Source organism: Marinoscillum luteum, from assembly GCF_044005705.1.
In the GTDB taxonomy this organism is placed as follows: domain Bacteria; phylum Bacteroidota; class Bacteroidia; order Cytophagales; family Cyclobacteriaceae; genus Marinoscillum; species Marinoscillum luteum.
Window position 1 is genome coordinate 1 of record NZ_JBIPKE010000020.1, and the last position, 14,891, is coordinate 14,891.

The 14,891-nt window shown below is 45.0% G+C and carries 14 protein-coding genes; all 14 read left to right on the forward strand.

The window, feature by feature from the left end; translation table 11 throughout:
- Positions 1–1,251, forward strand: a 1,251-nt coding sequence (locus tag ACHKAR_RS17955; RefSeq protein ID WP_395418820.1) for a site-specific integrase, incomplete at its 5' end; no start/stop codon positions are given.
- A 77-nt stretch (positions 1,252–1,328) separates the two neighbouring features.
- Complete coding sequence (locus ACHKAR_RS17960; RefSeq protein WP_395418821.1) at positions 1,329–1,697, forward strand: ArsR/SmtB family transcription factor; 369 nt, start codon at positions 1,329–1,331, stop codon at positions 1,695–1,697.
- Positions 1,694–2,083 (forward strand): metal-sensing transcriptional repressor, encoded by a 390-nt coding sequence (locus ACHKAR_RS17965; protein ID WP_130276909.1) that lies wholly within the window; start codon positions 1,694–1,696, stop codon positions 2,081–2,083. The genes ACHKAR_RS17960 and ACHKAR_RS17965 overlap by 4 nt, the downstream gene beginning before the upstream one ends.
- A 34-nt stretch (positions 2,084–2,117) precedes the next feature.
- A complete protein-coding gene (locus ACHKAR_RS17970; RefSeq protein WP_144606306.1) occupies positions 2,118–2,321 on the forward strand; it encodes a hypothetical protein in 204 nt (67 codons plus the stop codon).
- 42 nt (positions 2,322–2,363) lie between these two features.
- Entirely contained in the window at positions 2,364–2,963 is a 600-nt protein-coding gene (merTP, locus tag ACHKAR_RS17975; RefSeq protein ID WP_395418823.1) for a mercuric transport protein MerTP, read from the forward strand.
- Complete coding sequence (locus ACHKAR_RS17980) at positions 2,964–3,176, forward strand: GDCCVxC domain-containing (seleno)protein (RefSeq protein ID WP_219956425.1); 213 nt, start codon at positions 2,964–2,966, stop codon at positions 3,174–3,176. It begins immediately after the preceding gene.
- Between the two features lie 12 nt (positions 3,177–3,188).
- A complete protein-coding gene (locus tag ACHKAR_RS17985; protein WP_286969832.1) occupies positions 3,189–3,932 on the forward strand; it encodes a helix-turn-helix transcriptional regulator in 744 nt (247 codons plus the stop codon).
- A 62-nt stretch (positions 3,933–3,994) separates the two neighbouring features.
- Complete coding sequence (locus ACHKAR_RS17990; RefSeq protein WP_219956422.1) at positions 3,995–4,840, forward strand: sterol desaturase family protein; 846 nt, start codon at positions 3,995–3,997, stop codon at positions 4,838–4,840.
- 219 nt (positions 4,841–5,059) lie between these two features.
- On the forward strand, positions 5,060–5,440 hold the full coding sequence (locus tag ACHKAR_RS17995) for a hypothetical protein (RefSeq protein WP_395418825.1): 381 nt from the start codon (positions 5,060–5,062) through the stop codon (positions 5,438–5,440).
- A gap of 171 nt (positions 5,441–5,611) precedes the next feature.
- The gene (locus tag ACHKAR_RS18000; protein ID WP_395418826.1) at positions 5,612–6,910 is read left to right on the forward strand and encodes a hypothetical protein; all 1,299 of its coding nucleotides are present in this window, start codon (positions 5,612–5,614) and stop codon (positions 6,908–6,910) included.
- A gap of 233 nt (positions 6,911–7,143) precedes the next feature.
- Positions 7,144–7,578 (forward strand): HYC_CC_PP family protein, encoded by a 435-nt coding sequence (locus tag ACHKAR_RS18005; protein WP_395418827.1) that lies wholly within the window; start codon positions 7,144–7,146, stop codon positions 7,576–7,578.
- Between the two features lie 106 nt (positions 7,579–7,684).
- Positions 7,685–11,509: an efflux RND transporter permease subunit gene (locus tag ACHKAR_RS18010; RefSeq protein WP_395418828.1), complete on the forward strand. Its 3,825-nt coding sequence runs from the start codon at positions 7,685–7,687 to the stop codon at positions 11,507–11,509.
- Positions 11,510–11,519: 10 nt separating this feature from the next.
- Positions 11,520–12,947, forward strand: coding sequence for a TolC family protein (locus ACHKAR_RS18015; RefSeq protein ID WP_395418829.1), 1,428 nt, complete (start codon positions 11,520–11,522; stop codon positions 12,945–12,947).
- Between the two features lie 115 nt (positions 12,948–13,062).
- Positions 13,063–14,847, forward strand: coding sequence for an efflux RND transporter periplasmic adaptor subunit (locus tag ACHKAR_RS18020; protein WP_395418830.1), 1,785 nt, complete (start codon positions 13,063–13,065; stop codon positions 14,845–14,847).
- Positions 14,848–14,891: the final 44 nt, after the last annotated feature.

Here is a 14,891-nt window from a genome sequence, read left to right on the forward strand (position 1 = left end):
GTCATGAGAACTACAAACACCTTCGGAGTTCAGTTCATCACAAGAACGAACAAGGCCAAAGATGGCCTACTCCCAATCTATGCCAGGGTCACCGTTGATGGCCGCAGAGTTGAAATATCATTGAAGCGCTGGATCAAACCAAGCGACTGGAATGGCAGCAAAGGCATGGCCAAGGGCAGCCGGGAAGAAATCAAATCGCTCAATCATTATTTGGATGAGGTTCAGGCCCGTATCATGGAATGCTATCAGGAGATGCAGGTACAAAAGCGATTGATCACTGCAGATGCCATCAAAAGCATGTTCCTGGGTACAGACCAAAAGGACTTCACCTTATGCAAGCTGGTGGATTATCACAACCAGGCTATGAGGGATACACTGACTTGGGGCACGATGAAAAACTACTTCACCACTCAGAAGTACATCCACAGATTTTTGAAAGAGCGGTTTGGTACTACCGACATGTTTCTATCCGAGCTCTCCTATAAGTTCATCACCGATTTTGAATTCTACCTCCGCAATTACAAACCCAAAGACCACCAGAAACCACTTGGCAATAATGGAGTGATGAAGCACCTGGAGCGTTTCCGGAAGATGGTGACTATGGCTGTAAAAATGGAATGGGTGAGCCGGGATCCATTTGATAAGTACCAGCTCAAATTTCACCGAGTGGATAGGGATTTCCTCAATCACGAAGAGTTGGAGGCAGTAGAAAACAAAGACTTCAAAATTGTGCGTTTGCAGTGGGTAAGGGATCTGTTTGTATTTAGCTGTTATACCGGGCTGGCCTACATCGATGCAATGAACCTGACACCATCCAATATTACGATTGGCATTGATGGGGAATACTGGCTTTCCACCTGCAGGCAAAAGACTGACCAGCCAGTAAGGGTTCCTATCCTTCCCAAAGCCTGGGAAATAATAGAGAAATACAAGACCCATCCAAGGGCACTGCAGAAAGGATCGGTATTTCCAATGATTTCTAACCAAAAGCTGAACTCCTACTTGAAAGAAATTGCCGACCTCTGCGGAATTGAAAAGAACCTCACCTTTCACCTGGCCAGACATACATTTGCTACCACTGTTACCCTTTGCAATGGTGTGCCTTTGGAAACTGTGAGCAAGATGCTTGGTCATTCAAAAATCACCACTACCCAGGTTTATGCCAAGGTGGTAGAGAAAAAAGTAAGCGAGGATATGCAGGCTCTCCGTGAAAGGCTGGCAGCACCAAAATTGATGAGAAGGGCGAAATAGCCCTTTTCTGTATTTAAGTACTTGCTTAAATACTCGGCATTCCCTAACTTTGTTAAGCAAATACTTAAATACAAGTTATGAATACATGTATCCGTGTCTTTGCCGATAGCGACCAGATCAATAGGTGCAGGGAAGACTTGAAAAGCAAGGAGGAAGGTTTTTTAGAACTGGCAGATGTACTGAATCTTGCCGGTAATCCGGTCCGCCTCAAAATCCTGTACCTCTTGAAGCAGGAAAATGAACTTTGTCCGTGCGACTTGTCAGACATCCTGGGCATGACCGTGCCGGCCGTCTCCCAGCATTTGAAAAAGCTGAAGGATGCAGGAATCGTGACGACTAAAAAATCGGGACAAACGATCTTTTATTCAGTAGAAGCGCAAAGTCAGCGAATCATTTCATCTGTGCTCGATTTGTATAAGCTCCCAAATTCAATTCCTGCCTTATGATACCCCATGATCTCACTCAAAGCATAAAGGTTTCGCTAAAAACAGCAACAGGTCAGCTGGGATACATCCTTAGCAAAATAGATGATGTGGACCAGGTTGAAAATATCCTTTTGCAGCTAAAAGCTGTGCAGTCCATGCTTACTAAGACTACTTATGAGCTATTGGATGATACCTACAGGAAAGCACTAGCAGAAAGGATCTCGTCAGCTTACCAGAGCTGCCCTGGCGACTGTGGCAATGAAGAAACAATAGAAAAGCTGAGAACACTATTTCCAGAGCTTAAACTTGAAGAAGTGCCTGAAAAACTACGAGAAGCCCGCATGGTGGAAGAAGAATTGAAGAAATTTTTATCCGAACGTTTGGATACCCCCTCCCCCCGTGACTGACCTTTGGAGAGATGTTTCATTAAAATAGATTGATATGAAAAGTAAACTCATGATTTTCGCCACAGCGGGTATTCTCGCAATTGGTGGCCTTGCTTACGGGATCAACTCATCTCCAAAAGCTTGTCCTTTGGAAGGTACTCCAGATTGTCCAAAAGTTACCTGCCCTTTGGCAGGCACTCCGGAATGTCCTTATGATATGAAAGTGGCGGAAGTACCCGCCTGCTGTAAGAAAAAGTAACTGGGAGGGCGCAGAGCCCTTCTTTTTTTGAAAATTAAGTATATGAAAAATTCCCTTTTAACCAGCGGCCTTTTAGCTGCTTTAGTAAGTTCACTTTGCTGCATCACCCCGGTGCTTGCATTAGTGGCCGGTGCAAGCGGGATTGCGTCCACTTTCTCATGGCTCGATCCGGCAAGGCCTTTTTTTGTCGGCATCACAGTGGTTGTATTAGGCTTTGCCTGGTATCAGAAATTCAAACCAAAGGCCAAAGAGGAAAAAGAATGTGCCTGTGAGGAGGACCTTCAGCCCTCCTTTTGGCAAACAAAAAAGTTCCTTTCAATAATCACGGTCTTTGCTGCCCTGATGTTGGTGTTCCCGCTTTATGCTCACATTTTCTACCCTAAATCTGAAAAGCAAGTGATCATCGTTGATAAGTCAGACATTCAGACCGTAAATTTTCAAATCAAAGGCATGACTTGTCAGGGGTGCGCAGCGCATGTAGTGCATGAAGTAAATAAGCTCAGCGGCATCCTGAATGTAACCGCCTCCTCCGACCAGGGGAATGCCATCGTGGAGTTTGACAAGTCCAAAACAAGTATCCCGAAAATTGAGGAAGCCATCAACTCAACCGGATATTCCGTGACTAATAAAACAGAGAAATAAATGGAAATCATATTAGAATCAACCATCACCTGCCCCAATTGTGGCCATCAGAAGGAAGAAACCATGCCCAATGACGCCTGTCAGTATTTTTACGAATGCGAAAACTGCCACCAGGTGCTAAAACCAAAAGAAGGAGATTGTTGCGTGTATTGTAGTTATGGAACAAAGGCTTGTCCTCCGATTCAAGAGGGTAGTAAAAAAAACTGCTGTTAAACGGCAAGGATTATGGAGGCCTTCAGATTGTTTTTTAAAGACGGTATTGGTGTATATTCAGGACATGTTGCCACTACTAAACTTCACGCACATCATGCCACAGAAATAATCTATTGCACTCAGGGTCAACATAAAATAATTGATAATAGTGGCAAAGAAAATTTTAGCGTTTTGTCTATAATCCCTCATGACATAAAACATCAATTTAGCTGTCATGGAAATAGTATTCCTGTTTTCATTTTTATGGATCCTTTCCATCAGTTTTCAGAACGTTTAAAACAGACATATCAACTTGATAAGGAAATTATTGGTCTTCAAAAATTACCGAATGAACAAATCATGAATGAATTCAAGCATTGGATCATGGGCAAGGAGATTGATGTCATGCATTATACCAGACTATTAGTGGATCAATTGACTGGTCATCATACTTATTCAACTCAATCAGATCAAAGGATTGTCAATTCCATTCAACACATTAAAGAATCACTTAGTCAGGAAATGAGAATTGAAGACATGGCTTCAAAGGTTCACTTGTCTGCGTCAAGGTATGCTCATTTATTTAAAGAGCACGTGGGAATTCCATTTCGGAGGTATATTCTGTGGGCAAGAATGCAGTCCACAGTCGAATCAATCATATTAGGAAATTCATTGACCATAGCTTGTTATGATGGTGGCTTCTCAGACCTTCCACACTTTTCAAAGACGTTTACTGAAATGTTTGGCGTTGCGCCTTCCAGTGTTCTGAAAGGTTAGCAGGTTTATACAAGTAATTCAATTTAAGGCTATTCATCTTTGTAGGGTAAAAAATCTACAGGATGAAAAGAATACTGCAATACAGCCTCTACCCAATATTCATGCTTTCGGCTTGGTGCCTGATACTGTTGGGTGTACAATCAGGGTTGAACCAATACCTTGTGACTATCCCGATCATTGCCCTGTTTGGCATAATCGCTTTGTTTCTTGAAAAATGGATGCCGTTCGAGAAAAACTGGCTGGACGGCAAAGACTGGAATCTTGATTTTACCTATTATATCATAAACTACCTGATCAAAATATCAGCGCAGTTTAGCTTTATCTGGGTCTCTGCTTATTTTACTTTCTTCAAATGGTTCCCTACGAATATACCACTATGGATACAGGTAATATTTGCACTAATAATCATTGATTTCTTTTTATTTTTTGTACACTGGCAAAGTCACAAGTACCAATGGTTGTGGAAGCTTCATGCCATTCATCACAGCTCGGAACGGCTATATTTTCTCAATGGCGAAAAACGCCATGCACTCCATCAGATATTAGAAGGTGGTCCGGGAATCATCGCTTGTCTGATTATTGGTGTGCCCCAACAAGTTGTTGTACTCGCACTTGCATTCCTGGCAATCAATATGATGATGCAACATACCAATCTGGATTATAAAGCAGGGATACTAAAGAAGTTCTTTTGTGTGGCAGAGTTACACAGGTGGCACCATCGAGCTGACTTCAAGGATGCACAGGTAAATTACGGGGCATGGTTGACCATTTGGGACTACATCTTCAAAACCAGCTTTGATGATCCGAAAATTTACACATCCGAAGGTATTGGGGAAATTGGTATAGCAGAAGAGCCAAACTTTCCGAAATCTTATCTAAAGCAGATAGCATATCCATTTCGAAAATAGATAGCGACTCTCTTTATCATCTTCACGCACCTGTAACAATCCCAAAGAGTACTGATTTCAGTTGGATAAACCCGCCTTTGTTCAAACATGATGTAGGTCATGTTTTGACATGTGCAATGTCATAGCCCTCTCAATAACCGTTGCGTACTTTTGAGTCATATTGAAGTGGATACTAAATAGATTCCCTTTCAATGAATGGCATTTTACATTAAAAGGCTCATGAAGCGCAACTTATATATCGTCCTGCTCATTGTAATGCTTCTCCCTGGCAAAGGGATGGCAGTGTTTCAGCACTTTTGCGGGGGCGAACTGATCAGCTTCGAGCTTTTTCTAAAACACCACGAACCATGCTGTGACGATCACAGCAACCCTTGTGATGGTTGTGAGGATCAGGAAACCATCTTCTCTCTCGATGATTTCAGGACACCTCATTCTGACATTCCGGTCATTGCTTCTTCACAAGTGGCATTGGCTCAGCCTTCTTTTCATTTGCCTTCTACACAATTTTTCGAGTCAAGAAACTACACAACTCCTAAAAAGGCTCCCCCCGGCTGGTCAGGGCGGTATCGCTCTATCCTGTTCCAGTCATTTCTTCTTTAGCTAACATCTGATTATCAGTTAGTTGCCCGGTTATAAAACCTTCGGGCAATGTCGGAAATGGTTCTGTGAAATATAGCTGTTCCGGGATATTCGAACAGCATTAGACACGATCTATCCGACAAAACTATCATCAAGTTTCTTTAATCAGACTTTCAACAAATTGTTAAAATCATGAAAACGTTTCATAAAATTCAATTGGTATTCATTGCCTTGACACTGATGGTGATCAATACCACATACGCCCAACAACCAGGCTTGCAGTATTTCAGGCCAAACGATAAAAACGGCCTGAATGTATTCGAGCCCTCAAAAGAGGATACAGTCATCTTTGAAGGCCTCAAAGTAAGAGTAGGCGGTGATTTCGCCATGCAATTTCAGGGTCTTAACCAAAGTAATGATGCTGGTACCTTGGTTGAGCTTGGTTCCGATTTCAATTTACCTTCAGCTAACCTCAACCTTGACGTTCAGGTAATGGAAGGTGTTCGGATGCACCTCAGGACCTATCTTTCTTCCAGAGCACACAACGAAGCATGGATTAAGGGTGGATACATGAGAGTGGATAATCTTGACTTTGTTAAACCCGGGTTTCTGGAAGGAGTAATGAAATATGCAAGTATTACCATAGGGTTAGATGAGTTCAACTATGGAGACGCACATTTCAGGAGAACGGACAATGCGAGAGGTATTTTCAACCCTTTTGTGGGGAATTATCTTATGGATGCATTCTCCACCGAGGCATTCGGAGAGCTTACAGTTCAAAAGAATGGTTTATTGGCAGTGGTTGGGTTGACAAACGGCAAGCTCAATCAAAATGTAACTGTGAACGACAATACAGACAATAAGCCTTCTTTCTTCGGTAAGTTGGGGTACGATAAACAACTGAGCGAGGATTTGAGAGTACGATTGACCGGATCCTGGTACATCAATAAAGGCACCTCAACAGGCACCTATCTATATGGTGGAGACCGTGGAGGCTCCAGGTATTACAATGTGCTTTTTACAGTACCGGATGTGGATGGCAATACCGAAGGTGGCCCTCGTGATGGTCAGTTTAATGCCAGATTTACAAAGCTCACAGCCTTGCAGATTAACCCGTTTATCAAGTTCAAAGGCTTGGAGTTCTTTGGTATTTATGAACTGGCCGATGGAAGCAACGAATTCACAACACCTCAAGCTGACACAGAGGGCGCATTCACACAAATAGCAGCTGAGGTATTGTATAGGTTTGGAGCTGATGAACGTTTCTATCTTGGGGGTAGATATAATACAGTAACTGGTAAAATGCGTGAAAGTGCCACAGAAGATTTGGAAATCAGCAGGGTCAATTTTGGTGGAGGCTGGTATCTTTCAAAGAACGTTTTAACAAAAGTTGAGTACATGAAGCAGCAATATGAAGGCAATGCTTGGACAGGGCGTTTTGCCGGGGCTGAATTTAGTGGAGTCGTGGTTGAAGCGGTGATTAGTTTCTGACGGAACTCCCGTGTGGATGAGTTCACCCACACGGGGTTCTTTTCATTCCTGATCATTCCTGAATAAGAGATAACGACTTTAAAAATAAGCATCAACAGACCAAAATTTTTAGATGGAAAATAAATCTCAAACATCTACATATTGAGGTATTTGAAATACAAACCATCATTTTTGATATTAAAATCGAACATTCTGAACTAAATTCCGTAGATTCGTATTAGACTTTCTCCAAAGTGCAACGTTTTAGAAAAATATCGGCCATCCTGCTTTCCATATTGGTGCTGCTCAGTTCCACGAGCTTCACCTTTGGTATGCATTTTTGCATGGGGCAGTTGGAGAGCATTGCACTTTTTTCCGGGGCTGAGCCCTGCGAAATGGCCACACAGAAATCACCTTGTGCCACGAATAAGCATGATCCAGATTGCGAACATCAGCAGGTCACTAAAAAGGGTTGTTGCGAAGACCAGACTGTAGTAATGGAAGGACATGAAGACCTTACCCAAGTGTCCAAAGTTGCGGTTCCTGATTTTCAAATGATCGCAGTTTTCTACGCTGTGGTATCCTTTCTTTTCAGCGCTCCTGCAGTTGATTATTATTCGTATAACGATTATTCCCCCCCTCTGATTGAGCGTGACATACCTGTGCTCGTTCAATCCTTCCTTATTTAAGCTTTTCATTCAATTCTTTCACTAGGCATAGCATTATGCTGCGCCACAAGTGCATGCATTTGTATGCGCTCAAGTCAATCCAGTTTTAAAGAAAATTGAATGAAAAATGCTCAATTCCATAATCAAATTCTTTCTCGAGAATAAGCTCGTTACCGTTCTCGTATTGCTACTCATTGTAGCCTGGGGCATAGTCACTGCTCCTTTTAACTGGGAGACAAGTTTCCTCCCACGTGACCCGGTTCCGGTTGATGCCATCCCGGACATTGGCGAAAACCAGCAAATCGTTTTCACTGAATGGATGGGACGTTCTCCACAGGATGTGGAAGATCAGATCACCTATCCGCTCACCACGGCTTTGCTGGGCCTTCCCGGTGTAAAAAGCGTTCGAAGTAGTTCAGCCTTCGGCTTTTCCAGTATTTATATCATCTTCAATGAAGATATAGAGTTTTACTGGAGCCGTTCACGTGTACTGGAAAAACTGAACTCACTTCCGTCAGGACTATTGCCACCGGATGTACAACCCAAACTGGGGCCGGATGCTACCGCCCTGGGGCAGGTGTATTGGTACACGCTGGAAGGTCGCGATAAAGACGGCAACCCTACCGGAGGTTGGGACTTGCACGAACTTCGTACCATCCAGGACTATTACATCCGTTATGCGCTTACTGCTGTAGAGGGTGTGGCCGAAGTAGCTTCCGTAGGTGGCTATGTCAAAGAATACCAGGTAGATGTCGATCCGGCAGCTTTAAAAGCGCATGGGGTTACGCTCATGGACGTGATGCAGGCAGTGAGAAACAGCAACATCGATGTAGGTGCCAACACTATTGAAGTAAACCGGGTGGATTACTTCGTCAGAGGTCTGGGATATGTGGAGGAGCTGGCCGACCTGGACAAGGCCGTGGTGAAAGTAACCGATAATGTACCCATTCGGGTGAAGGATGTGGCCGTGGTAAACATTGGCCCACAGCCCCGCAACATGAGCGGAATCCTGGATAAGTCAGGAGCTGAAGCTGTGGGCGGAGTGGTCATTGCCCGCTACGGTGACAACCCCTTGAAAATCATCAATGCGACAAAAGCGGAAATTGAAAAAATAGCCGATGGACTTCCGTCCAAAACACTGGCAGACGGCACGGTTTCTAAAGTAACGATAGTACCCTTCTATGATCGCACCGGCTTGATTTACGAAACCCTTGGTACCTTGTATGAAGCCATCAGCCTGCAAATATTGATTACCATCATTGTGATCATTGTGATGGTGTACAACCTGCGGGCATCTATCCTCATTTCAGCGCTTTTGCCACTGGCGGTACTCATGTGCTTCATATTCATGAAATACTTCGGAGTAGATGCCAACATTGTAGCCCTGTCCGGTATTGCCATTGCCATCGGCACCATGGTGGATCTGGGGATTATCCTGAATGAAAACATCCTCAGGCATCTGGAAATTGCTCCCGAAGGCCAGTCAAAATTAAAAACCGTGTATGATGCCACCACTGAGGTGGCCACTGCGATTCTAACAGCCGTCAGCACGACCATAGTCAGCTTTTTGCCGGTATTTACGCTACAAGCTGCTGAAGGAAAGCTATTTGGCCCGTTGGCTTATACAAAAACCTTTGCGTTGGTATCAGCGGTGATCTTTACGCTGGTCATCATGCCTGCCTTTTCTCACTGGATATTCTCCATGAAAAAAGGCAAAGGCAAAACAAGTCTGTACCTGAATTACCTGTTACTCATTGTCGGCCCGGTAATAGCCTTCACCGTCTGGTCTTGGGCAGGATGGTTGCTGTTTGGTTTTGGTTTGATCAATGTGCTGCTGCATCATTTTCCTGAAAGATTAGGTAAGTACCGTGACCTGATGATGGTAGGCGTTACAGTGGTTGCGGTTGCTTGGCTGTTGGCCACCGAATGGGTTCCGCTGGGTGTGTCCAACAGCTTGCTGGTCAACTTCCTGTTTATAGCGGTGATTCTAGGCTTTGTGCTTGGCACCTTCACTTTGTTCCTCAGGCTTTACCCTAAAATACTCATGTGGTGCCTGGACAATAAGGGCTTGTTCCTGGTTATACCTGTTGTCATTATTTTATTAGGTGCCAATATCTGGCTGGGTTTTGACAAGGTATTCGGCTTTTTGCCAAAAGCAACAGAAAAATTAGGCTGGAACTTAAGGGAAACCCCGGGATGGACGGCTGTATCTGAAGTGTTTCCGGGCTTAGGCGAAGAGTTCATGCCGTCTCTCAATGAGGGTTCATTTCTCCTGATGCCCACATCCATGCCGCACTCCGGCATAGAAGTAAACCGTGAGGTACTGCAAAAACTGGACATGATGGTAACAGCCATTCCCGAAGTGGAAATGGTGGTAGGTAAGGCAGGCCGTGCGGAAACGGCCATTGATCCGGCCCCTATCTCCATGTTTGAAAATACCATCAGCTACAAAAGCGAATATGTTTCGGATATAGATGGAACCAAGCAACGCTTTCGGGTGAATGATGATGGTCAGTTTCTGCTTCAAAATGGAGACGTTTATGACCCGGAAACCATGTCCCCTGAGCAAATAGATATAAAGCATCTCACTCCTGATCCTGATGGAGAATATTTCCGCCAGTGGCGGGATCACATCAAAACACCGGATGACATTTGGGACGAAATTGTTGGTGTCGTCAATATTCCGGGCGTAACCTCCTCTCCCAAATTACAGCCTATTGAGACACGCCTGGTGATGTTGCAAACGGGTATGCGGGCCCCTATGGGTATTAAGGTGTATGGACCTGATTTGAAGACCATTGAAGAATTCGGCCTTCAACTCGAGAAATACCTGAAAGAAGTGCCATCGGTAAAAAGTGAAGCTGTCTTTGCTGACCGGATTGTGGGAAAACCTTATTTGGAGATTGACATAGACCGGGATCAGATTTCCCGCTACGGATTGAACGTACGGGACGTGCAAGACTATATAGAAACAGCCATCGGTGGCATGAAGCTGAGCACCACGGTGGAAGGAAGGGAGCGCTTTCCGATAAGGGTACGCTATGCCCGTGAATACCGTGATGATCCTTCATCCATTGAAAACATGCAGGTACCCACACCCTTAGGCAACTACATTCCGTTGGGTCAATTAGCGAAAATCACCTATCGCCCCGGGCCCGAAATGATCCGTGGGGAGAACAGCTTCCTTGTAGGCTATGTGCTATTGGACAGGAAAAAGGAGTTTGCAGAGGTTACCGTAGTAGAGGATGCGCAACGCTACCTGAGATCAAAGATAGATGCAGGTGAACTGACCATTCCTGCTGGTGTCCGCTATGAATTTTCGGGAAGCTACGAAAACCAGGTGCGGGCAGAGAAACGACTCGCAATTGTAGTCCCGCTATGCCTTATGGTCATTTTCCTGATCCTGTATTTTCAGTTTCGAGCCATCTCTACCACCTTATTTGTATTCTCAGGCATTGCTATGGCTTTTTCAGGTGGGTTCATGATGCTCTGGCTGTATAGTCAGGGTTGGTTCATGGATTTTTCGGTCTTTGACACCAATATGAGAGAACTCTTCCAGATGAAGACCTACAACCTGAGTGTGGCCGTCTGGGTAGGCTTTATTGCCTTGTTTGGTATAGCCACTGATGATGGCGTACTAGTAGCCACCTATTTGAAGCAAAGCTTCGAGAAACGGGAACCGGAAAATGTAAAAGAGGTGCGCAAGGCAGTACTGGAGGCCGGTAAAAAGCGGGTATTGCCTGCCATGATGACCACCGCCACCACTTTACTGGCCCTCTTACCTGTACTCACATCTTCCGGGCGAGGATCCGACATTATGATACCCATGGCCATTCCTTCATTCGGGGGCATGATCATCGAAATTATGACGGTTCTGCTGGTGCCAGTCCTATACTGTTGGTGGGCAGAGCGCAAGATTAAACGCAATCCCGAAGTATTTACAGAATCTTAAATCTAGGAAGATGAAAAAAATAGCAATTATAATACTACTACTACTTCTGGGAATTCAAAACATTGGCTTCTCACAAAGCCTGGAAGAATCCTTGGAGATAGCTGCTGAAAACAATCCGGAGCTTAAAGCCTATTTCAATGATTACCTGGCGGCACTGGAACAAGTGCCGCAGGTGGGCACTTTGCCGGATCCGGAATTGAGCATAGGCTTTTTTATCCAGCCTATGGAACGATTCATGGGCAACCAGCAGGCAGACATTCAACTGATGCAGATGTTCCCTTGGTTTGGGATGCTGAAAACCCAAAAGGATGAAGCCAGCAAAATGGCATTGGCCCAATACGAAGTATTCCAGGATGCTAAAAACCGTTTGTTTTTTCAGGTAAAAAACAACTGGTACGAAATGTACCGCCTGGAGGAGGACATCAGGATCACGGAGGAAAACCTCGAAATCCTGAAACAGTATGAGCGACTGGCACTTATCCGTTTTCAGAGTGCAGGTACAGGGGGTGGTTCAAGTTCTTCCGGTATGTCGGGGAATGCTACGATGAGCAGTGGTAACTCCACCTCATCAACATCTTCTACTGGTGGTATGGGAGGAAGTATGAACAGTGGTTCTACAAGTAAAAACAGCGCAAAGAGTAATTCTTCGATGAACTCATCCGCATCAATGGGCGAGGGTAAATCTGGTATGAGTGATGTGCTTAGGGTAAGGATCGAAATCAAGGAGCTGGAAAATACACTGGCTCTACTAAGAGATTCCAGGGTACCACTTGTCGCAGAATTCAACCAACTCCTCAACCGTAACATCGATGAGCGTGTGTCACCAGTGGATTCACTGACTGATACAGCACTGCCTTTGGAACGATTGGCAATACTGGACAGCATCACCCAAAACAACCCGATGCTGAAAATGCTGGATGCCGAGGAACAGGCGTATGAAGCACAAAAGAAAATGGCCAGACTGGAAGGCAGACCCATGCTGGGGGCTGGGGTAAACTATATCCCTTTTTCTCCACGAATTGAAGATGGTATGCCAATGGGTGGCAATGACATGGTGATGCCTATGGTCAGGTTAACCATACCCATTTACCGTAAAAAGTACAATGCCTTGCAAAAGGAGGCGGAGCTAAGGCAATTGGCAGTGCAGCAACGAAGAGAAAACACGGTCAACCAACTCTCAACGCAATGGTCAAGCGCCATGCGTGACCTGGATGATGCAAATAGGAGAACAAGGCTGCACAGAGAGCAAACCGATCTGGCAAAGCAAACCCTGAACCTGCTGATGACCAGCTACGCTACGGATGGTCGGGATTTCGAAGAAGTATTGCGTGTGCAACAGCAGCTTCTCGACTATCAACTCAAGCTGATCGCAGCAATTGTGGATCAGCATATTACAATAGCGGTGCTGGAAAATCTGGCAGCAATAGAACTGAATTAAATGGTGATCAAAAATTTTAAAACGATGAAATCGAGCATGACCAAAATGACGCCCAAAGGCATGAATTTACCTATGCGAGATTCCATCTGACCTATAAAAAATAAATTATAAACAGATGAAAGAATTAATTAAAAATAAGAAAGTCCTCCTGACCGTGCTTGTAGCATTTATGCTTGGGGGCACTATAGGCTGGCTGGCAAAGCCATCTCCAAGTCCATCGGAGACCGAAGAAGCTGTTCATGTACATGATGAAGATTCTGATCAAATATGGACTTGCTCCATGCACCCACAGATACGGCTTTCAGAACCGGGCAGTTGTCCAATCTGCGGGATGGACCTGATCCCAGCTTCAAGTAAACGGTCTGCTGCCTCGGCCAGTCCACTTATGCATGAGATGACACCCGAAGCAGTGGCCATGACCAATGTCCATACTTCCCTGGTTACAGGAGTATCTCCTGAAGGGGAGCTTTTTCTAACCGGAAAAGTGAAAGCCGATGAACGCCAACTGGCTTCTGTCACGGCCAAATTTCCGGGACGTATCGATCAGCTTTTTGTCAATTTCACCGGCCAGGTTGTCCGGCAGGGCGAAAGGTTGGCCACCATTTATTCACCCGAGCTGGTTACAGCACAAAAGGAACTTTTGGAGGCTGCTTCTACCAAATCCACCTATCCCGAACTTTATCAGGCAGCCAGGGAAAAACTGCGCTTATGGAAACTTAATGAGAAGCAAATTGACGATCTTGAAGGTTCTGGAAAAGTGCAGGATCAATTTGATGTGCTGGCCGACAAAAGTGGTATTGTAACCCAGCGGAATATTTCAGTTGGTGATTATGTGAACACTGGATCAGTTTTATTTGATATAGTTGACCTGAACCGGGTATGGATAATGATTGATGCGTATGAATCCGATCTCCCATTTGTAAAAATCGGTGATGAGGTCAACTTTACCGCAGCAGGCATTCCCGGAGAGACCTTTAAAGCTAAGATTACCTACATAGATCCGGTCATAAATTCTTCAACCCGTGCAGCCTCTGTGAGGGCTGAGGCCTCCAACAGCAACGGAGAGCTGCGACCTGAAATGTTCATCAACGCCAGGGTGCGGACCACTTTACGCAAAGGGCAATCCTCTTTGGCCATAACTCGCACCGCTCTGCTTTGGTCGGGCAAGCGTTCAATCGTGTATGTAAAAGTACCTGATACTGAATTTCCAACTTACGAAATGCGTGAAATCACCATAGGCCCCCGAATGGGTGAAATGTGGTTGGTGGAAGCTGGGCTGGAGGCCGGGGAGGAAATAGTGACCAATGGTGTGTTTGCCATTGATGCTGCAGCCCAACTTTCCGGTAACTACAGCATGCTGATGCGCCCTGAAACAAAGACTATGGAGGTGCCTCAGGAATTTCGTCAGCAAATGACTGCCATAGCCGATGCTTATTTCCCAGTGAAGAACGCCCTGGTGAAAGATGATATTCAGGAAGCCCGATCCGGTTTGGTAGAAGTGGAAAATGCATTGGCAAAAGTAGAAATGCGTAACCTCAAAGGGAAAGCGCATGATCATTGGATGGCGCTAAAGGAACAATTGGCAGGAGCTGTCACCATGATGAAAGGAGCAAAAGACCTGGAAGCACTTCGTCAGCACTTCGCTATGCTTTCAGAAAGCATACTGGAAGTGACAGAGTCCTTCGGGTTGGAGAAAGATAAAGTATACAAAGATTTCTGCCCCATGGCTTTTGACAATAAAGGGGCTTTTTGGCTCAGTGAATCGGAAGAGATTCTCAACCCCTATTTCGGTGAGGCTATGCTTTCCTGTGGGGAAGTAAAAGAGACGTATCTCAAAGGTCAAAAAGTCTTTGAGGATGGAGGGCCTGCCAAGCAAGCAGCCAGTGGACATAACCATTAAGAGATGGAAAGTTGCTGTAAAACCGGAGATGAAAAAGCTCCTTC

Excerpts from the sequence above, each read along its gene's own strand:
- ACHKAR_RS18015 (WP_395418829.1), top strand. The coding sequence starts at position 11,520 with ATGAAAAAAATAGCAATTATAATACTACTACTACTTCTGGGAATTCAA.
- ACHKAR_RS17985 (WP_286969832.1), top strand. The coding sequence starts at position 3,189 with ATGGAGGCCTTCAGATTGTTTTTTAAAGACGGTATTGGTGTATATTCA.
- ACHKAR_RS17970 (WP_144606306.1), top strand. The coding sequence starts at position 2,118 with ATGAAAAGTAAACTCATGATTTTCGCCACAGCGGGTATTCTCGCAATT.
- ACHKAR_RS18000 (WP_395418826.1), top strand. The coding sequence starts at position 5,612 with ATGAAAACGTTTCATAAAATTCAATTGGTATTCATTGCCTTGACACTG.
- ACHKAR_RS17990 (WP_219956422.1), top strand. The coding sequence starts at position 3,995 with ATGAAAAGAATACTGCAATACAGCCTCTACCCAATATTCATGCTTTCG.
- ACHKAR_RS17995 (WP_395418825.1), top strand. The coding sequence starts at position 5,060 with ATGAAGCGCAACTTATATATCGTCCTGCTCATTGTAATGCTTCTCCCT.
- ACHKAR_RS17960 (WP_395418821.1), top strand. The coding sequence starts at position 1,329 with ATGAATACATGTATCCGTGTCTTTGCCGATAGCGACCAGATCAATAGG.
- ACHKAR_RS18010 (WP_395418828.1), top strand. The coding sequence starts at position 7,685 with ATGCTCAATTCCATAATCAAATTCTTTCTCGAGAATAAGCTCGTTACC.
- ACHKAR_RS17980 (WP_219956425.1), top strand. The coding sequence starts at position 2,964 with ATGGAAATCATATTAGAATCAACCATCACCTGCCCCAATTGTGGCCAT.
- ACHKAR_RS18020 (WP_395418830.1), top strand. The coding sequence starts at position 13,063 with ATGAAAGAATTAATTAAAAATAAGAAAGTCCTCCTGACCGTGCTTGTA.
- ACHKAR_RS17965 (WP_130276909.1), top strand. The coding sequence starts at position 1,694 with ATGATACCCCATGATCTCACTCAAAGCATAAAGGTTTCGCTAAAAACA.
- merTP (WP_395418823.1), top strand. The coding sequence starts at position 2,364 with ATGAAAAATTCCCTTTTAACCAGCGGCCTTTTAGCTGCTTTAGTAAGT.